Source organism: Sphingobacterium chungjuense (genome assembly GCF_011316935.1).
In the GTDB taxonomy this organism is placed as follows: Bacteria; Bacteroidota; Bacteroidia; order Sphingobacteriales; family Sphingobacteriaceae; genus Sphingobacterium; species Sphingobacterium chungjuense.
In genome coordinates, this window is sequence record NZ_WLYS01000005.1 from 159,093 (window position 1) to 180,354 (window position 21,262).

Consider the following 21,262-nt stretch of genomic DNA (forward strand, 5'->3'; position numbering starts at 1 on the left):
CAGATTTTTAGAATTGGCACCCGAATAGTATAATGGATGATATAGTCTCGTATTTCGCCTCACTAGATCCCTTAGTGGCGGCTTTATTTGCTGGTTTATTTACCTGGGGCGTTACGGCGCTAGGTGCTGCTTTGGTCTTCTTCTTCAAGGAAATCAATCGGAAGTTTTTAAACATGATGCTGGGATTCACCGGTGGCGTCATGATTGCTGCGAGTTTCTGGAGTTTGCTACAACCTGCTATTGAAATGAGTGGGGGCGAAGGCTTTAAGAAAGTCATGCCCGCGGCGATCGGTTTTGTCGCTGGTGCTTTGTTTATTTTTGGGTTGGATAAGTTGATGCCGCATTTACACATTAACTTTTCCAAGTCAGAGGGACCGAAATCTTCCTTGCACCGTACTACTTTATTAGTTATTGCGATCGCACTACACAATATTCCAGAAGGCTTGGCTGTAGGCGTGCTCTTCGGCGGTGTAGCCTACGGGTTGGGTGACGCTACTATTACTGGAGCAGTATTGTTGACGATTGGTATTGGCTTGCAAAATTTCCCAGAAGGAGTAGCTGTTTCGATGCCACTGCGGCGAATGGGATTGAGCAGATGGAAAAGCTTTACCTACGGACAGCTTTCTGCTATCGTAGAGCCGATCTTTGCGGTGGTGGGTGTGCTTGCCGTTGGCTTTTTTGTGCCAGTATTGCCATATGCACTAGCTTTCGCTGCTGGCGCAATGATATTTGTCGTAATCGAAGAAGTTGTGCCAGAAACACAAGCGGAAGGACATTCCGATGTACCAATCTTAGGATTTGTGCTGGGATTTGTTGTGATGATGGTATTGGATGTCGCCTTGGGCTAACATCCAATTCATCTAAGTATTATAATTCTTTGCGTAGCCGCGCCACAGGGATATTCATGGCTTCGCGGTATTTGGCCACCGTGCGTCGTGCAATAGAATATCCTTTTTCTTTCAGAATATCGGTTAGCTTCTCATCCGCCAATGGCTTACGTTTATCTTCGTTAGCAATGCATTCTTCCAAGATTTTCTTCACTTCTTTATTAGAAACTTCTTCACCAGAATCGGTCTGTATCGCCTCTGAGAAAAAAGATTTTAGTAAAAATGTACCAAATTCAGTCTGAACATATTTAGAATTAGCCACACGCGAGACAGTCGAAATATCCATCTCTATACGCTCCGCAATATCTTTTAAGATCATGGGTTTGAGCAAGCGATCATCACCTTTCAAGAAGTAATCATATTGATACTCCATGATCGCATTCATCGTCTTTAGCAATGTCTGTTGTCGCTGTTTGATCGCATCGATAAACCACTTGGCAGAATCGAGCTTTTGCTTCACAAACTGCACAGCATCTTTCATCTTTTTATCGTTCTTCTCTGCCTTTTCGTAGTGCGCAAACATCTCTTGGTACGATCGAGACACACGCAATTCTGGCGCATTGCGTCCATTCAAAGTAAGATGTAGCACACCATCATTATTAGAAATATGGAAATCAGGGATCACGTGCAGCTGTTTGCCTGCGACAGCGCCCGAATCACCCGGCTTCGGATTCAATTTTAAAATCTCTGCAAAGATCTCGCGGAGCTCTACCGAATCCACGCCCAGCTGCTTCTCAATTTTATCGTAATGTTTCTTAATAAATTCCTCTAGGTACTTTTCGATCACAATCACTGCCTTCTGAATGATTGGATTAGTCGTATCTTTTTTACGAAGTTGGATCAGCAAACATTCTTGCAAATCTCTAGCACCTACACCAGCAGGGTCGAATTCTTGCACTACTTGCAAGATCTCTAACACATCTTGCTCTTCGGCAATCACATTCTGAGAAAATGCTAAATCATCAATTAACGAATGTATTGGTCTTCTCAAGTATCCATCATCATCAAGACTACCAATAATCTGTAATCCAATCTGATATAATTTATCACTCAACGCCAAAAGATCCAATTGGTTACGCAGATTTTCATAAAATGAATCCTGTATGGCCACGGGAATTTCTTTACGATCATCCTCATCGTCTCCAGAATAAGAGGAGCTATATTCGTTAAAATCGTCTTCTTGTATATATTCTTCTACACTGAATTCTTCTTCCGTAGAACGCTCTTCCATTTCAAAATTATCATCTGGATCGCGATCTGGATATTCTTCTGTGGGCTCACTCATATTGGTAAGACTACCATCTTCCAAGGCAGGATTCTCCTCAAGTTCTTCCTTTATGCGTGCATCTAATGAAACTGTCGGCACCTGCAATAGCTTGATAAACTGAATTTGCTGCGGCGATAGCTTTTGTAAAAGTTTTTGTTGTAAGGTCTGCTTTAACATTAGATGAATATGTTTGATATGGTAAAAGTAGCTAATTTATACCACAATCGTTTAAATGATTGCGTAAAATACTTATTTAGGTACAATTATTGCTTAAGCGTCATATTTTTATACACTTTGTCCCTTCTAATTGTTAAAAAGCCTTAAATTGCTCCAATCGAGGAGATCTTTTTTTTAATATTGAATCGCAGTTTATCAAACTAATTACCCATTTTTACCACATGTTTAAAAGAGTGAAAAATCAGGTTTTGCGATGGATATTAATTCTAGTATATGCCGTTATTCTATTCACCTGTGCTATACAGCTTAATTTCCTTGGATTATTTGGTTATTCACCGACTAAGACTGATATTGTCTTGCCTACCTTAAACGTTAGTTCTGAGTTATATACCGCAGATTCGGTCTTGATAGGGCGTTATTTTCGAGAAGACCGAGATCCCGTTGCATTTGATAGTATCTCGCCAGCTATCTTAGATGCGTTGATCGCTACAGAAGATGTTCGATTCTATCAACATAGTGGTGTAGACTTTCGGGGTTTAATAGGTAGTGTTATATCCACCTTGCGCGGTAGTGATCGCGGGGGCAGTACCATTACCCAACAATTATCCAAAAATCTGTACAAAACACGTTACCAAGAGTCGCAAGGGTTATTAGGAAAGATTCCCGGTGTTGGCATCCTCATCACCAAGTACAAGGAGTGGATGACTGCTTTTAAATTGGAAAGCCGCTATTCTAAGCAGGAAATCATTACGATGTATTTGAATACGGTTTCCTTTAGTAATAATGCCTACGGAATCAAATCTGCTTCGCTACGTTATTTTAATAAATTTCCTTCCCAAATTGTAGACAGAGAAGCAGCAGTACTAATTGGGATGCTGAAAGCGACTACATTATACAATCCGATCCGCAATCCTAAAAATGCTTTTAAACGCAGAAATGTGGTGCTTGGTCAGATGCTTAAAGAAGGTTATTTGACGGAGGCTGAACATACGCAATTGTTAAAAGATTCGTTGGGATTAAACCTGAATTATAATGACGTGACCAGTTCTAATGATTCTTATCTACGCACTGCGGTAGAAAAGTGGTTGGACAAATGGTCCAAAGAAAACAATATAGATATCTACACGAGTGGCCTAAAGATCTATACCACGATAGATTCGCGTATGCAACGTATTGCGGAGGACAATATGGCGGACCGGATGCGCGAATTGCAAAATAGGTTTGACAATGTGTGGCGCGGAAAAACACCCTGGCGTGATAAAAGCGGAGAGGTAGTGCCAAACTTCTTGGAGGATCAGGCGCGTAATCTGCCGATCTACAAAACCTTGATGGCGCAGCACGGTAATAACGAAGAGCAGGTGTTTAACATCATGCGCCAAACCAAAGAGATGAATGTCTTTACGTGGGATGGCATGGAAAAACGTGAGCTATCGACCATGGACTCATTGCAGCATTATTTGACTATGTTGAATATGGGCATGATGGCGATGGATCCGTATTCGGGTGAAGTGAAGGTATGGATCGGTGGTATAAATCATCGCTTTTACAAGTTTGACCACGTGAATCAAGCGCGCCGTCAAGCCGGCTCTACCTTCAAACCGTTTGCATACATGACCGCACTGGAGTCGGGGATGGCCCCTTGTGATAAATACGAAGACAAGCCGGTGCGGATTGAGTTTATCAACGATAAAAAAGAAAATGAGGTCTGGGAGCCGAAGAATGCGGATTGGAATTTTTCACATCAACAGATGTCGCTTCGCTGGGCCATGGCCCGTTCGCTTAATAGCGTGACAGCACAGATCACGAACGATGTCGGTTGGGATAATGTGGTGAAGATGGCGCACAAATTGGGAATCACCAGTCCGCTGGCATCTGTGCCCTCCGTAGGTTTGGGGTCAAATGACGTATCCGTTTTTGAGATGGTACGTGCCTACGCGGCATTTATGAATAAAGGCAAGCGAACTGAACCTATTCTGGTATCCAAAATTGTAGATGCGAATGGTCGGACAATTGCGGAATTTGAATCAGAACAAAAACAAGCTATTTCTCCAGAAAATGCTTGGCTGATGAGTTATATGTTGCGTGGTACGATTGAGGAACCAGGAGGTACATCACAAGCATTATGGGAATGGGATCTTTTTAAAGACAACAACGAAATCGGAGGCAAAACAGGTACTTCTTCCGATTATGTAGATGGCTGGTACATGGGCGTCACCAAAGACTTAGTAGCAGGTGTGTGGGTAGGATGCGATGAGCAAAGTATACATTTTACCAGCTCGGCTAATGGCGAAGGCTCTAAAACCGCTTTACCGATCTATGCTTCTTTTATGGAAGAATTATATAAACATCCTGAATTGGGAGTTACCTTTGGTAAATTTCCTGAAGCGACTGTCGATATAAAAAAATCTTATTTGTGTCCAAGTCCGAGAATCCGAGTACAAACCGACTCGATTAGTACAGAGCTGGACGAATTTGACATAGAGATGCCGGACTTTGAGGAAATCACTTTTCCTGATATTATCGGGCCAGAATTATAATAGCGTTTTCTCGCGAACTCGCTGCTTCGTACATAGTGCACTATACTTGATCTGTCGCCACAGGTCGATCCTTATATTATGAAATATATGAATGATATGATTCGCCATCGTTCCTTTATCCCTGTGCTTTTGGGATTTTTATTTTGTCTGCTTACACCTACTGTTGGATGGGGTCAGTATTTCGGACAGAACAAAATGCGTTACAAGAAGCTGAATTTTAAGGTATATGACACCCCTCACTTCAACGTTTACTATTACTTAAATAATGATTCGATGATGCATTGGTTAGCCAAAGAATCTGAAGTATGGTACGAGATGCATCAGCAAGTTTTTCAAGACACCTTCCTGCGCAAAAATCCAATTATATTCTATAATAATCATCCCGACTTTCAACAGACAACAGCTACACAAGGTGAAATCGGTGAAGGTACGGGTGGTTTTACCGAAGCATTCAAACAGCGTGTCGTGATGCCGATTGCGCAATCCAATCACCAAACGCGCCATGTTTTGGGTCATGAGTTAGTGCATGCTTTTCAGTATCGGATGCTGATCGAAGGCAATGATAGTACACGATTAGAAAATGTAGGCAACCTACCATTATGGATGGTTGAAGGTATGGCCGAGTATTTTTCGATCGGCAAGAAAGACGCCTTTACCTCGATGTGGATGCGTGATGCCTATGCCAGAAAGGATTTTCCGTCACTACAACAGATGACTCAGCAGTCTCACCGCTATTTCCCATACCGATATGGCCAATCATTTTTAGCGTTCATTGGTGCTACATACGGCGACACGGTGATCATGCCCATGTTTATAGAATCTGCCAAATATGGTTACGAGACGGGGATGAAACGCGTATTTGGATACGATGCGCAAACTATTTCTACGCTTTGGAAGAATTCCATGGAAGATACCTATCGTAAGCTTGGAAAAGACACCACCACACGTCCAATTGGTACACCACTGTTGACACGAGCCAATGCAGGCCGAATGAATGTGTCGCCAGCCATTTCACCAGACGGGAAATATGTCGCTTTTCTATCGGAGTTGGATCTTTTCGGTATCGACCTTTTTCTAGCCGACGCAAAGACCGGCCAAGTACTCAAAAAACTAGGGAGCAGGCAGACTAATAAGGATATCGACGCTTTCAGCTTTATCGAATCTGCGGGGGCATTTTCACCAGACAGCAAACGATTCGCTTTTAGCGTATTCAACCAAGGTAAAAATAAGTTGATGATCATCGATGTGGAGAAGCGAAAGCAAGTGGGCTTGGTAGAGATGGAGGGCATTGCACAATTTGCCAATATTACTTGGTCCCCAGATGGTGAAACGGTCGCATTCTCTGGGCTCAAGAATGGACAAAGTGATATCTATACCTACCACTTTTCCAGCAAGAAACTCATGCAATTGATGGATGATTACTATTCGGATGTGCAGCCCAGTTTTTCACGTGATGGACGGTACATCGTATTCAGTACCGATCGTGTGGCGTTGCAATCCGAAAACCGTTCGGTGGATATTCCGATGAATTTGGCCATATATGACTTGCAGGAAAGTACCTTTAAAAATATAGAAATCTTTGCAGGAGCGAATAACCTCAATCCACATTTCTCGGCAGATGGATCAGCAGTCTATTTCTTATCGAATAACGATGGCTTTCGCAATATGTACCGGATTACGTTAGCATCTACAGAAGTGGAGCGACTCACGGATTACTTTACGGGTATAAGTGGTATTACGGAGTATTCGCCCGCGATGAGTATCTCGGCACAAGATGAGATTGTATATTCTTTCTTCAAGAACAATGAATATAGCGTTTATCGTGCGCATGCTGCAGATTTTAACCCGGTTTCAGTGGATCATCAAGTAGTCGATTTTAAAGCGGCCATGCTATTTCCAGATGAAGATCGTGGCATAGATGTCGTGAACTATAATCTAAGAAACTTTAATGCGTATCAACGGATTTCATCTTCACAGATCAACCCAACACCTTATCGACCACAATTCAAGCTGGATTACCTCACCAACACCGGGATGGGAATGGCAGTAGGAAATCGGTATGGCGCAGGAATGGCTGGCGGTGTCTTTGGGACATTCTCCGATATCTTGGGTTATAATCAGATCATGGGTGCACTCAATGTGAATGGGGAAATCTATGATATTGGTGGACAGGTTGCTTATATTAATCAGCAAAATCGTTGGAATTGGGGATTCTCTGCATCGCATATTCCTTTCCGGTATGGATTTACCGAGTTTAATGTCCAAGATTTAGGCGCTGGTAATGAGTTAGTTGAAAACACGTATCTCATGCGTCAATTTCAGACACAGCTCGAAGGTTTTGTAGCCTATCCATTCAATCGCAATCATCGCTTCGAAGTGGGAGCAGCCTACGCTCGTTATGGTTTTAGAGCAGAGCATTGGCGGTTCGGCCGAAATACCGGCATTAGCGATCGCCGTGCCATGAGTGCCGATGATGCCATGCGATTGGGATTAGGGAATTTAGAATCCTTTGCCATGCCACAGGTTACCGCTGGTTTTATTGGCGACAATACCATATTCGGAATTGCAGCACCTTTGCAGGGTTATCGCTATCGGATGACGGTCGGACAAAGTTTCGGCGAATACAATTTCCAAGTGTACAACTTCGATTATCGTCGTTACGAACGACTCAAACCTATCACATTAGCAGCACGTGTTTATTCTTATATGCGCGTAGGCGAGGGCGAGGATCGTTTTCAAGGATTGTACATCGGTTATCCTTTTCTAATGCGTGGTTATGAGCGTATTCAAGATCTTTCTGGTCGCGTTACGTTTAATGATTTGGTGGGCTCGCGTATGGCGGTGGCCAATTTTGAGGTACGATTACCATTTACAGGTCCGGAAGGTTTAGCGATTTTTAAATCTGGACTTCTGTGGTCTGATCTTAACCTCTTTTTTGATGCAGGTTTGGCGTGGAGCCGTGGCAATACGGTTCGATGGAGCAAAAGTGATTCTGATCGCATTTTGGTCAACAATCCGAATGGCGAATCCCTGTATGAATATGATCCACAAGTGCGTGCACCATTATATAGTGTCGGTGTTTCCATGCGTGTCAACCTGTTTGGCGCGATGATATTAGAACCTTACTATGCCATACCATTATTGCGCAGTCGTTCGCAGTTCGGACACTTCGGATTAAACTTTGCGCCGGGCTGGTAGTCTATTTATCAAATAGTTACACAATAGGGTTATTTGAGTCGCCGTTTACGCAGTTCGCTGTCCAAACGGCGATTTTTTTTGACATATAATTGTGTGATGTCTAAACGATACGTTCTTCAGCTGGTAAGATAGTTGATCCACGATATTGTAAGGTGGCATCTAGGACAATTCGATTCTCAATTAACTCTACACCATCAATTAGTCTTAATAATAAGTTTGCTGCCTTGACTCCCATCTCGTGCAATGGTTGTTCAACAGTGGTTAACTGAGGGTGTACAATAGTAGAAAGCGCTGTTCCTGAAAAACTTGCTATGGCCACATCTTGTGGAATGCGTAAGCCTTTTTCTCTCAAATAATTCATAGCGCCAATGGCCAAAGTATCCGTAAAAGCAAAAATAGCATCGAATGACTTCTCCGCGATCAACAATCGAGCAGCAGCATTTCGGCCGTCTTCAAAAGTCAAGCCAGCTCGAACAAGCAAAGCAGGATCGAAATTTAAGCCAAATTTAGTGTGTGCATCGCGATAAGCCCGTGATCGCTCTACAGAATTATAGATATAATCTGGTGCTTGAAGATGCACGATCTTTTTACGCCCTAAGTGAATTAAATGTTCCATCATCAGCATCGATTTGGTATAGTCATTCACCATTACCCTTGGAGCGTCCAATCCCGAGAGTATCCTATCGTAGAACACTAATGGAATACCGTTGTATTGAAATTCCCGACAAAGATCAAGATTATATGTTTGGTGACAGGCACTGATAATGACACCATCCACTAACGCTTGTTGCATCATCATGAGGTTTTTACGTTCTATTTTAGGATCTTCTCCAGACTGTGCGATGATCACGTGATAACCATCATCAGCTATAGCATCCTGAATGCCTTCGAGTACACTCGATGCAAAAGGTGTTACCATTTCTGGAACAATTACACCGATAGTATAGGATCGACCGGACTTTAAATTTCTCGCTACGCGATTAGGTTTGTATCCCAAACGTTGTGCGGCTTCTTGTACTTGTTCCCGAGTTTCTCTGCGCACGTTTTTATCGTTGGTAAGTGCTCGAGAAACGGTCGAAGTGGAAAGTAGAAGATGCTTAGCAAGATCCTTTAGAGTGGGCTGTTTCATTATCGGTTTAATTCGTTAATCCAAATGTAACGTATATTGTTTACTTAAGCAAATTGCAATCGTTTGCAGATTTTGGGAACGTTTGCGGGAACGATTGCTTTGTGTTTTCTCTCCAAAGATTTCATTTAAAATAATATGTTTACTTCTCGATAACTATTATAGACCATGACTACAAAAGAGATAATCCATCAACCCTTGGGGGTTGCTCAGACTGGTATTGACCGAACAGCTATCAAATCTGGAATTGTGCACATTGGTGTCGGTAATTTTCACAGAGCACATCAACAGTATTACACCAATCTATTATTAACTCAGCCAGATCAGCAAAACTGGGGAATTTGCGGTATCGCATTACTTCCTACTGACGAGAATCTGGTGCGAGCGTTACAGGCCCAAAACGGATGGTATTCGCTAACGATCTGCGGTCGTGATGGCAAAGATGATTTGCAAGAAATTAATTCTTTAGTCGAAATGATTTGGGGTGTAGAAGTGCCGGAAGCCGTAATCGATAAAATAGCGTCTCCAGATATCAAAATCATTACCCTAACGATTACAGAAGGTGGCTATAATATAGATAGTAATGACGGTACTTTTCAGATAGATAACCCTACCATTCAAGAAGATCTATTAAATCTTAAAACCACTAAAACAGTTTTTGGATTTGTTGCAGCTGGTTTGCGACAAAGAATGCATGCTGGAGGCGCGGGATTGACCATCCTATCATGTGATAACTTGCAGCATAATGGTGATACGGCCAAAAAGGCATTTACATCATTTATCAAAGCGCAAGATAAAAGCTTGGCAGATTGGGTTGAGCTGAATGTTACTTTTCCTAATAGTATGGTGGATCGCATTACCCCAGTTACGCGACCAGAAGATATCAAGTGGCTCAATAGTAAAAATAAACTCGATGACCAAGCACCGGTCTATTGCGAAGATTTTGTGCAATGGGTAATCGAAGATAAGTTTATAGCTGGGCGACCTGCGTGGGAAAAAGTAGGGGTAGAATTTACAGATGATGTAGCTGCGTTCGAAAATATGAAACTCAGTTTACTTAACGCATCGCATTCGTTATTGTCGTACCCCGCATTTTTGTCTGGTTATCGAAAAGTAGATGAAGCTATGCAAAACATACACCTACATCAGTATCTGTCTGATTTAATGAATATTGATATCACACCGTACGTGCCAGCACCGCAAAACACAGATTTGGACTTATATAAGCAGACACTCTTAGAAAGGTTTGCCCATCGCTCAGTGAGCGATCAAGTGAGCCGTCTGTGTTTTGATGGTATTTCTAAATTCCCAGTTTATCTGATGCCAAATCTTAATAAAATGATACAAGACGGCAAAGATTTACAAAGGGTGGCGTATGGTATAGCTACTTATCGACATTACCTCAAATATAAAATCGATGATAAGGGACAAAGCTATGAGATAGCAGAGCCGTGGCTTTTAGATACAGACCGACCGTACATAGAATCGGACGATCCGTTACAATTTTTAGATTTCAAGCCATTTAGGGATAGCTTCTTATCATCATCAAAAGATTTCAAAACGCTCTATCTTTCTTATTGCACTGCTATCAAAGAACAAGGTGCTCTGGAGGTACTAAAAACAATTGCATAATTTTTATTTTATGAGAAAGCAACACAGTATTTGGCCTTACGCCATTGTGACTTTTATTTACTTTATCGTGGGCTTTCTTACCACGGTGAATGAGCAGCTACAAGCGCCACTTAAAGTCACTTTTTTAAAAGAAGCAGGTAGCTATTCTAATACACTCACCACATCCATTTCATTCTTTTTCTTCTTAGGTTATTTGATTAATAGCACACTAGGGAGTAAGTGGGTAAACCGATTTGGATACAAAAATACTATTATTCGCGGGTTACTGTTTATCATATCTGGACTATGTTTTTATATGTTATCTACATGGGTTGGCTTGCACTATCCACATTACGTTATCCAAGTATCTGATGTAGTGGTACCATATGGCTTTATTATTTTCATTATGGGATCTTTCTTAATGGGTACTTCAGCAGCCGTCATTCAAGTAGTGGTTAATCCGTACGTTGCCTCCTACGAATTGGCAGGTACCAATGATGTGCAACGATTAAATATAACAACTGGTATAAATTCTATAGGAACTACGTCAGCACCATTTTTTGTCACCGTGATCATGTTCAGTGGTATCTCAATCGAGAGTATACAGATTCAACAACTACTGCTGCCGTTGGCAGGCTTGATTTTCTGCGTACTTGTGGTAACATTATTCACACTAAAAATTCCTATTCCCGATATCGCAGACACTAGAAGTACAGACAGCACTTTATTGCCACGAAGTATGTGGTCATTTCAGCATTTTGCACTTGGTGTCGCAGCTATCTTCTTCTATGTTGGTACGGAGGTAGCGATTGGAGCCAATCTCAATTTATACGCTTTTGAATTGTTAGAGTCAGGTTATCCAGTTACATTTTTTGGAAGTACAGAATTGATCATCGCAGGTAGAGATCTTGGTATCCACGCTTTACTTTCTACACTTTATTGGGGAGGTTTTTTAGTAGGTCGACTGGCCTCTAGTTTTCTAAAAAATGTATCTGCTCGTAACCAATTAATCGCCACCACCTCCTTAGCAAGTATTTTAGTAGTCGTAGCTATGGTATCTAATAATATATGGTTCTTGGTGGCTATTGGTTTATTGCATTCTTCTATGTGGAGTTGTATTTATTCTTTATCTATCAAAGGTTTAAAGCAATATACTTCTAAAGCTTCGGGCATATTTATCTCTGCTGTATTTGGAGGTGCTGTGTTCACTTTACTGCAAGGTGGCTTGGCAGATTGGTTTGGATCATGGCGTTGGACTTGGACACTCTCTCTTGTCTGCGAACTATTGATGCTAGGATATGCTTTAGTTGGTTCACGACCACGCGAGCAGGATATTATTAGTTAAAAAACCATATACTTTATTTTTTTAAGATGAGACAGCTATTAGTGTGCCTCCTCATGTCCCTTGGCATCTCTGCTCATGGACAAAATCTACATTCGTCGCTGCAGCTGCGCAATAGTCACTTATGGCGGGGATTGGAAGTAGCGACGGGGCTAGTTTATACAGGAAATCTCGAACTTACTGGTGATAATTTTTATGGCGGTTTTTGGGCTGGGGGAGATGCCACAGGAAGCTATAAGGAATTTAATCATTATGTGGGATATCGTAATGCAAAGAATAGATTTAGGTTAGAATTGTGGGATATCTACAATTTTTCACCTGAAGCAGCTTACAACAATACCGAATACTTTAATTATAAAGCGGCTGAAACGGGACGATTTTGGGATTTTAGAAGCTTTTATACCATCAGCAACGATTTCCCATTAGAACTAAGCTGGAATGCGATTGTCTTTGGTAGAGATCGTAATGCGGATAACACGAGCAATAAATACTCATACTTTGCTAGTATGGAATACCCATTTCTTAGGAAAAGTGATCTTGTGGTAAGTGGCCGGGTTGGCTACGCTGACGCGTTACGATCTCTAGGTGAGCGCAATAACTTTTTTGCTTCACGTAGCGGACTAAGTGAAATAAGTTTGATTGTCATTAAACCGATACCAGTGGGTTCTTGGAATATTCCAATAGGTATTTGGGCTATGTGGAATACGGTCGATCAAAATGCCTTCTTACAATTCTCGGTACAAGCATTCTCATTTTAGCGTTAAGTGGGAATGCTCATTTTAATCAATAAATACAAATTTGTCTCACTTTAAAGGATTTCGGCATTTAGAAATCAATCTCAATAACAAGTTAAAAGCATTGTATTGATTACTGGCAAGCGTTTAGATGTAAAAGCGCGATAACGGCAATTACTAAAAATGGTAGTGTAAATAATGATTTTAGTGCTGGTACTTTTTTAAACATAAACAAATATTTGGTAGGAAAAATTAACGTGCTAAAATATAACTTAAACCTAAACTCATTTTACGGTTTCCCGCAAAGATTACATGCAAGTATAAATCAGTAGATTAAGTACGGTACAATAATGTTGAAATTTTCATATTCATACTAACTTTCTGAATATAAAACGTTATAACATGTATATTGTTTAGGATATTAGGCAAAAAGAGCAATTTCTTATGAGGAACAAATATTACACACAATAAGCAGGTTGGTACTGATTAATTTTTTTTGATCACGCTCCATTCCGTTCACCTGAAATTTGAAGAACATTCGAATTCGTATAGTGAGCTTTTTGAATCTATTCCAAAGATTATCGAATGTTCGCAAACGATGAATTACCAAATACACTGTTTCTAGATGTAGATTACTAAATATTCGCTAACAATCTGATTACCAATAAGGATATGTCTAATAGCGAAATTATTGATGAACAATAGCTAATAAGAAATAGTATTATATCCAGCACTAAAATTTCGTTATAAGCCCATCATTAAACGTGCTTGCTGAGTATGTTGCTTCTATCTCCTTGGGCAAAATACCCTGTAGCTGTTGATCTACAATTTAAAAACATCAATGGATCTACAAAGAGTTAATTTACAATAAACTATACATATTTGCTTTCAGAGAATTAGGTGTTAATTACAATTTTCGATGCGTATGAAAATCCTTAGCTACACAAGTTTTTTAAGCTGGTTATTTAAGCTCTCGGGACAAGGATTTCATAAAACGATTTTAATTGCGCTTAGAGTAATGTGTCAGTTTATCATAACATATTTAATTAAAAGAAAGTGAAAATATGAAAGGTTTTAAAAAGAAGGTTTATTTAGCTCCTATGATCATATTGTCGTATATCGCCATGGAATCAAACTTCAGCGCCGGCTCGGTAGTAGCGGTCACAGTCGGAAATAACGGAACTCCAACTGTTACGGATTGGCAAGAAAGAGAGACTGATGAGATTTGGAATTTTTAATGGGAATAATTTAGTATAAGCAGAATGAAAAAGTTTATTTACTTACTCACCATTTTGGGAACACTAGGTTTGGTTAGCTGTAATGACAAAATTTTGGAAGATAAGCCCGGAAATATGATGTTACGAGTCGATGTACAAGGTGTTTCTGAGGCGTTAGATATTGAATCAAATTCTGCTCCTCGATCAGCTACTGTCAGAAATACGTCCTCAACGGTTCCAAGTAATACCAATGGTTTCCATGTAGATTTCTCGATATCTCAGGATGCTATAGTGCCCAATTCTGAATTTACATCATCGGCAAATTCACAAAATGACTATAAACAGCGTGCATCTACAATAAATAGAGCTACCCAACCTATGCAAACTGGATATACGTACCGAATTCTACTATATAATAAAAATACAGGACAGCTTTGGAAGACTGAGCAAGGCACTTCAGGTACAGCATTATCAATAGAAGGTCAGACAGGCGAGAGCTATTTGTGGTACGCCTATTCTTACAACAATGATGATATGTTACCTGAACCAGCAAACATTGCAAATCCATCAGTAGAAACGTCTATTGTTAAAGATTTTCTCTATGCAACAGGCGAGATCAATATACCTGCAAATTCGGAAATAGACTACAACCTCCCGATTACTTTTGACCACAAGGTAACACAAATTCGTGTAAAAATAGATGCTACAGTACTAGCAAGATTCGCAAGAATTGATAATCTAAATGCATCATTTGATAATAATAGCTATATTAAAAAAGGTCTATTTAGTATAAGGGATAATCAAACAACGAATATTGAAGTGGTTCCCACGGAAACTATTTTCAACGCATCATCATCTAATGATACTTGGGAAGCTAACTATTATACTATTGATCCTTCAGCTGTAAGTTCCTATAAAATCATTATTAATGATTTACCTGTAAAATTCGATGGCGTAAGTGAAGATATCTCAGAAAGAAATCTTGCAACATATTTTGGATCAGCTAATAAACCAACCTTTACCAGTAACTTTGCCGCTCCTGTTGTTGGACAACGACTTTCAACGACGCTGCGGCTAAATTATCAAGTAGCGCCATTACGCATTTTACATATTTCAAATAATACCAGCTATGGTTATGCACTTCAACAAGGGCCATCGTGGGACTTTTTAAATTCAAAAGTGAACTTTGGCGACTTACCGGAAAGTATTGTAAAAATGGGGGTGTGGGCTCCTGGACAAGGTAGTTGGTCCGGTGGAAATCAGACAGACAATAAATCACAGAACTGGATACAATTTGCAGCTACAACTGCATTTGATAACCAACTAGCAAGCAGATTGGCCGCAACAAACACAACAAACAGGCCGGACATAGTTATTCTAGGATATAACATGACTAGTGTACGACCAGTTGTAGCTCAGGCATTAAATTCTTATTTAAATGATAAGGGGGTTGTCATTATGCTGCTTCAAGACGCTGCGAACGCTTATACGCAATCATTTTTCAACACTATGTTTGGAGTTTCAAACATAGGCACCAATTCAAGCGGAAGTAGTGGAGCAATGTACCCCATAGAAGGGGTTGATCCAGATGATGAAATATTAAATGGACCTTTCGGAGATGTTCGAGGAAGACACTGGGGAGAAGATGCCGGTACGACACTAGGGATTACAAATTTACCTTTATCTGCAGTCACGGTTTACTCGTATGGTAATGCTATTAATAGATCATCGGTAGCCACTAGAGTTACGATGTTTAAACACAATACTAAAAGTTTCTTTTATATAGGAGATGGTGGTTTCGTCTCTTACAACGGAGGGAATAGCAATACGATCTGCCCTTTTAATTATGATCCTGTTGCAAAGAAACCATTACCAAAGTCTTACGGTAACGCGGGCTCTGGATATTCAGCAGGATCATTAGGTGCTTACAATAGCATTGTCATGGCTAATGTAATGGCTTGGGCAGTTGAAAAAGCCGAGCTTGAAGGTGTTAGGACATGGAAATATGCAGGGCCTCCAACACCTTAAATCGATGCATTCATACTAATTTTACAGCCAAATGATTGGTGTAAAAGAATGAATTTTCAAAGGTTATATCCACAAAAGGACAAGAGAATTTCATAACAGAATTCTTTTGTCTTTTTGAACAATTTACATCAGTAACAAATACATCAATCAATCTCTTTTGACGGTACTACAAATTATACTTAGTGCTCCCTATCTTTTAAAGTATAGTATAAATTATGATCTTTTTTAAGAATAAAGAAATAATTGTCGACTTGACTGTAATCAAAACATCAATAAAAAAGCTAAAAATTATCAAAAAGTAATGTCAGATAAACGTCTTGTTTATAAAATAATTTACATGCGTTGACATTGCCAACATAATTATCCCATCATATACAAATACTTACAAATAAACCAAAGCATGGGATTTTTCACAGAATCTATAATCACAATTTTTTCTACTTATATAGCATTAAATTTGTTGTAAATTTATTAAAATAGAAATTAATTGTACATAATTTGGAAATTTTTAATATTCTTCACTTACTTCAATAAGTATATTTTCCCTATTCAGTAAACTCATAAAATAGCCTTAAAATAATGATAAAACCTGATTTGATGCTGTAGTCTTAACCCTACAAATCGAAATTATATTAACACTTGCGCCAGTAAAGTATCAATAAACTACAGATATTTGCCTTCTATAAATGTTTAGTTTGATTAAAATATTTTCAAATATTTATAGAGGGAAAAATATATACATCCTTAAAATCAAATTGATTGGATTTACAAGCATCAACTTGTAGATAAAAAACATTTTTTCTTCTTGTAAAACAAATTCAATCACATAAAATGGATTTAAATAAAAAAAGTAAACGTATTACAACAGGTGTTTATAAAAAACACTATTTGTCACCATCAATTTCAGTCACTTTAATCACGATGGAATCAGCCTTTGCAGCAGGTTCAATAGTCAATATAAAGGTGGAAGACAATAACATACCATATGTCGTAGAATGGGAAGAAAGGCAATCAGAGCAGACTTGGAATTTTTAATCAAAACATCATATAGGTTATATAGTATGAAAGCTCTTATTTATATATTCGGCATCATAGGCACAATTTGTTTGGCAGGTTGTTCGAAGGATTATTCCGTAGCACAAGTAGGGAATATGATGTTAAGAATCGATGTTGCGGGTGTAACAGAAAGTATTGTTGTCGCTAACGCCGCCAATTCTAGAGCCACCACAAATACTACATTCAGCAATATTTCGCGGACTTCTACCACTACTATGAACAATGATAATGGAGGGTTTTATGTAGATCATGTTATGAGTCAAACTTCTGTAGGCTCCAATGTCGAAAACATCCGAGCCGCATCAGCAGAGGTTACTGATTCCGATAGATCATCGACTATAAATCGTGCGGCTATTCCTATGCAAAATGGATACAGATACAGAATTTTATTATACAATAGAAACAGCGGACAACTTTGGCGTACAGTTCAAGGCACTGCAGGCACACCTTTGTCAATGGAGGGACAGACAGGTGAGACTTACCTGTGGTACGCCTATTCTTACAACGACAGCGAGGCTTTACCAGAACCGGCAAACACGAATAATCCATCCATTGAAACATCTATTAATAGAGATTTTTTGTATGCAAGTGGTGAGATAACTATTCCTACAAATACGCAAGATGATTATAATCTTAGTATTGTCTTCGAGCGTAAAGTCACGCAAGTACATATAAAGATAGATGCCACAGTATTAGCTAGGTTTGCTACGATCAATAATCTTAACGCCGCATTCGACAGGAATGATTACTTGAAAAAGGGAGTGTTTAGCATCCGAAGCAATCAAATGAACGCAGTTGAAGCAGTACCTACTGAAGTTATTTTCAATGCTCCATCTTCAGATAATACTTGGGAAAGAATCTATTATACTGTGGATCCGGCATCAGTAAGTACATATAATGTAGTGATAAATGATCTACCCGTAAGATTTGATGGTGTTCGTGAAGATATTTCACAGCGAAATTTAGCAACCTATTTCGGCGCAGCTAATAGACCGACTTTTACCAATGAATTTGAAAATGCAGCGATCGGCCAACGCTTATCAAGTATCTTAAATCTTAATTATCGAGTCTCTCCTTTACGAATCTTACATATTTCGAGTGGGGCGTCCTATGGTTATGCTTTAGAAAGAGGTCCAGCTTGGGATTTCTTAAATGCCTCAGAGAATTTTGGAGATCTTCCAGAAAGTATCGTCAAAATGGACTCTTGGTCACCAGGATTAGGTAGTTGGGCAGGAGGAAATCGTACGCAAAATGCCGCTGAAAATCGGATGTTGTATGCCGCTACAGCTGCTTTCGACAATCGATTGACGGCTAGATTGGCTGCTACCAATAATACAAACAGACCTGATATCGTGATCATAGGGTACAATATGATTAACATACGACCAGCAGTAGCTCGAGCGTTAAATAATTATTTAGACAATAACGGTGTCGTCATCATGATGCTGCAGGACGCCGCAAATAACAATACACGATCATTTTTCAATACGATGTTTGGAGTTTCAAACATTGGCGCTATTAGTAATGGTACCGCTGGAGCGATGTATCCGATTGTAGGTAATGATCCAAATGACAAAATATTGAATGGCCCATTCGGGGATGTCCGTGGACGGCATTGGGGTGAAGATGCAGGAACCACGCTCGGACTTACAAACATTCCATTGTCTCAAGTCACCGTATATTCAAATGGCAATGCTATCAACAGGTCATCACTAGCCAATAGGGTTACGATGTTTAAACACAACACTAAAAATTTCTTCTTTATTGGAGATGGTGGGTTCGTATCGTACAACGGGGGTCGAAGCTTCGTTATTTGCCCATTTAATTATGATACACGTGCGAAGCGACCTCTACCTAAAGCATATGGTAATGCTGGCTCTGGCTATTCAGCTGGCTCGAGGAATGCGTACAATAGCGTAGTCATTGCGAATGTAATGGCTTGGGCTGTAGAGCGAGCCGAATTGCAAGGTATAAGACAATGGAGATACGCCGCACCACCAAGGCCATAATTCTAACCAAAAGTTTTGAATACCATTGGTCAGCCGCAGTCCTAGGCACTATATTAAATAAAAGTCGTCAATGTGAGAGGAGGGAATTCATTTCAGAATTCTCTCTTTTCTGTAGTACCTACTGTCAAGCATCTGAATTTCGACGAGATGATTAGAATGATACAATGCAAAAAATTGTTAACTTCATACATCCACAAGCGTACTATTTTGCTTTTAGTCTTATTCACAAAATGATGCATCCTCAACACTTCCTATTCGCATTTATTCCAGCTATTCTCCTTTTTTTTGGCCATGTTAATGAATCCAGTGCACAGCATAAGGGTCTACTTCCGGGTTTTGATGCCATTGAATGTGAGGAAATTTTAAAATTGAACAAAGCATTGCTGGACACCGTGTCAGACAACAAGTTTGAAGACATGTTGGCCGGTTATAGCATGTATTATCGCTCACCAAGCGTTGGTCTCGACAATCGAGCAGACGTCTGGATCAGAAATGATTCTACCGTGGTATTAATTATCCGAGGCACGACCCGGAAGCAAGAATCCATCTTGGCCGATTTTTACTGCGCCATGATACCTGCAAGCGGCAGCATACAAATGCAGAAGGGTCACGATTTTTCCTATACATTAGCTAGGGATGATCGCGCTGCCGTGCATGCGGGTTTTTTGATAGGTTTTGTTTATCTCGCCGATCATCTGGAGAATACATTGCAGCAGTTGTATGCTGCTGGCTATCGGCAATATATTGTAGGTGGGCACTCTCAAGGCGGTGCGTTGAGTTATTATTTCAGTGCATGGCTAATGCAAAAGCGTGAACACGGTGAGATGAAAGATATTTCGGTAAAAACATACGCTAGTGCGGCACCAAAAATGGGGAACAGGTATTTTGCCTACGATTATGATAATGCAAATCGATCGGAGTGGAGCTTCAGCATTGTTAATACGGCCGATGCCATACCAGAAATGCCATTGACAACGCAGCAGTTAGATATTGATATGAATGAACCAAACCCGATCGTCGGATTATACACCCGCATAGACAATTTACCATTCTTCAAACGATTCTTCTTAAAGCGATCATTCAACATAATGAAGAAGCGCGCAAAAAAATCATCTGATGCCTACCAAAAATATTTAGGGAAATATACCGGTCGCTTTATCACCCGTTTTTTACCCGAACTAAAAATCCCCGAACCCGTCAAAACGACTTATTTCCAACGTCCGGGTGTGCCAATCATTTTATCCGCCAACAAAGCATACTCCGATTTCTTTGCGGACAACGCACGCTATTTTCACCACGGTATTGATACCTATCGTTTTTTACTGCGACAATATTATGATGGTTTAGACGAGTATGCACCTTTTGTAAAAAGGTAAACGATACTCTAGTAATCGTCTTCAGAATTACGGTATTCATCAAGAGTTAATATGCACTTAATCCGCATATAATACTAATAGATCAATTTTGGTGCTGACCATACAAAAGCACGTCATGGTATCATGTGATTTCGATTTTGATCTTCTTTATAAAGAACACGCAGCAACATTACTGAATATTGCCATCCGTAAGTTGGGCGATAAAGATCAAGCAATGGATGTGGTACAAGATTTATTTGTCGATCTTTGGCAGCGCAAATCCATGATCAACATTACTTCCGAACCGCGGAATTACTTGATCTCAGCGCTTTACCATAAAATATTCCAGCATTTCCGAAAAGTCGGTGTCAATGATAAACATATCGCCCATTTTACCTTATTGCAAACTGTTGATCACGAACAGCTGGAAGAAGCGGAGTTAGAGGAAAATCATGAATCGATGATCCAACACATTGACCACTCCGTAACGCAGATGCCTCCCCGCATGCGTAGGATATTCCAATTGAAGTATTACCAATCTTATTCCAATCAGGAGATTGCTTCTTTACTCGGTATATCCAATCAAACAGTCAAAAACCAACTCTGCAAGTCACTCGATCAGGTCAGGAAAGAACTAGCCGAAAAGAAGGTGCATGATACGGTTTTCCTATTGCCGATGCTCTCGTACTTCCTGCTACGATAGGTGTTTTTAAATTAA

14 protein-coding genes are annotated in these 21,262 nt (G+C 40.0%); 12 read left to right on the top strand and 2 right to left on the bottom strand.

Features of this window, described 5'->3' with window-relative positions; genetic code table 11:
- Nucleotides 1-32: 32 nt before the first annotated feature.
- Nucleotides 33-848 carry a ZIP family metal transporter gene (locus tag GKO22_RS13475; protein WP_206367905.1) on the top strand — a complete coding sequence of 272 codons (816 nt, stop codon included), beginning with the start codon at nt 33-35 and terminating at the stop codon, nt 846-848.
- Nucleotides 849-867: 19 nt separating this feature from the next.
- On the opposite strand, the gene rpoN is transcribed toward GKO22_RS13475, so the two are convergent.
- Nucleotides 868-2,331: an RNA polymerase factor sigma-54 gene (rpoN, locus tag GKO22_RS13480; RefSeq protein ID WP_166335877.1), complete on the bottom strand. Its 1,464-nt coding sequence runs from the start codon at nt 2,329-2,331 to the stop codon at nt 868-870.
- Between the two features lie 248 nt (nt 2,332-2,579).
- Here rpoN and GKO22_RS13485 point away from each other — a divergent pair, with 248 nt between their 5' ends.
- Nucleotides 2,580-4,868 (top strand): transglycosylase domain-containing protein, encoded by a 2,289-nt coding sequence (locus tag GKO22_RS13485; RefSeq protein ID WP_240920310.1) that lies wholly within the window; start codon nt 2,580-2,582, stop codon nt 4,866-4,868.
- A 78-nt stretch (nt 4,869-4,946) separates the two neighbouring features.
- Nucleotides 4,947-8,066 carry a basic secretory protein-like protein gene (locus GKO22_RS13490; RefSeq protein ID WP_240920311.1) on the top strand — a complete coding sequence of 1,040 codons (3,120 nt, stop codon included), beginning with the start codon at nt 4,947-4,949 and terminating at the stop codon, nt 8,064-8,066.
- 100 nt (nt 8,067-8,166) lie between these two features.
- Here the strand turns inward: GKO22_RS13490 and GKO22_RS13495 are convergent, their stop codons facing one another.
- Nucleotides 8,167-9,195 (bottom strand): LacI family DNA-binding transcriptional regulator, encoded by a 1,029-nt coding sequence (locus tag GKO22_RS13495; RefSeq protein WP_166335881.1) that lies wholly within the window; start codon nt 9,193-9,195, stop codon nt 8,167-8,169.
- A 165-nt stretch (nt 9,196-9,360) separates the two neighbouring features.
- Between GKO22_RS13495 and GKO22_RS13500 the strand changes: the two genes are divergently transcribed.
- The 9 genes from GKO22_RS13500 (at nt 9,361) to GKO22_RS13540 (ending at nt 21,247) form a co-directional block, all read left to right on the top strand.
- Nucleotides 9,361-10,824 carry a mannitol dehydrogenase family protein gene (locus tag GKO22_RS13500; protein WP_166335883.1) on the top strand — a complete coding sequence of 488 codons (1,464 nt, stop codon included), beginning with the start codon at nt 9,361-9,363 and terminating at the stop codon, nt 10,822-10,824.
- Between the two features lie 10 nt (nt 10,825-10,834).
- The gene (locus GKO22_RS13505) at nt 10,835-12,148 is read left to right on the top strand and encodes an MFS transporter (RefSeq protein WP_166335885.1); all 1,314 of its coding nucleotides are present in this window, start codon (nt 10,835-10,837) and stop codon (nt 12,146-12,148) included.
- Between the two features lie 26 nt (nt 12,149-12,174).
- Nucleotides 12,175-12,903: a hypothetical protein gene (locus GKO22_RS13510; RefSeq protein WP_166335887.1), complete on the top strand. Its 729-nt coding sequence runs from the start codon at nt 12,175-12,177 to the stop codon at nt 12,901-12,903.
- A 1,076-nt stretch (nt 12,904-13,979) separates the two neighbouring features.
- Nucleotides 13,980-14,117 carry a hypothetical protein gene (locus tag GKO22_RS13515; protein WP_166335889.1) on the top strand — a complete coding sequence of 46 codons (138 nt, stop codon included), beginning with the start codon at nt 13,980-13,982 and terminating at the stop codon, nt 14,115-14,117.
- 24 nt (nt 14,118-14,141) lie between these two features.
- Entirely contained in the window at nt 14,142-16,124 is a 1,983-nt protein-coding gene (locus GKO22_RS13520; RefSeq protein WP_166335891.1) for a hypothetical protein, read from the top strand.
- An 831-nt stretch (nt 16,125-16,955) separates the two neighbouring features.
- The gene (locus GKO22_RS13525; RefSeq protein ID WP_166335893.1) at nt 16,956-17,159 is read left to right on the top strand and encodes a hypothetical protein; all 204 of its coding nucleotides are present in this window, start codon (nt 16,956-16,958) and stop codon (nt 17,157-17,159) included.
- 116 nt (nt 17,160-17,275) lie between these two features.
- Nucleotides 17,276-19,189: a hypothetical protein gene (locus GKO22_RS13530; RefSeq protein WP_206367906.1), complete on the top strand. Its 1,914-nt coding sequence runs from the start codon at nt 17,276-17,278 to the stop codon at nt 19,187-19,189.
- A gap of 164 nt (nt 19,190-19,353) precedes the next feature.
- Entirely contained in the window at nt 19,354-20,565 is a 1,212-nt protein-coding gene (locus GKO22_RS13535; RefSeq protein WP_166335897.1) for a lipase family protein, read from the top strand.
- A gap of 115 nt (nt 20,566-20,680) precedes the next feature.
- On the top strand, nt 20,681-21,247 hold the full coding sequence (locus tag GKO22_RS13540) for a sigma-70 family RNA polymerase sigma factor (RefSeq protein WP_166335899.1): 567 nt from the start codon (nt 20,681-20,683) through the stop codon (nt 21,245-21,247).
- Nucleotides 21,248-21,262: the final 15 nt, after the last annotated feature.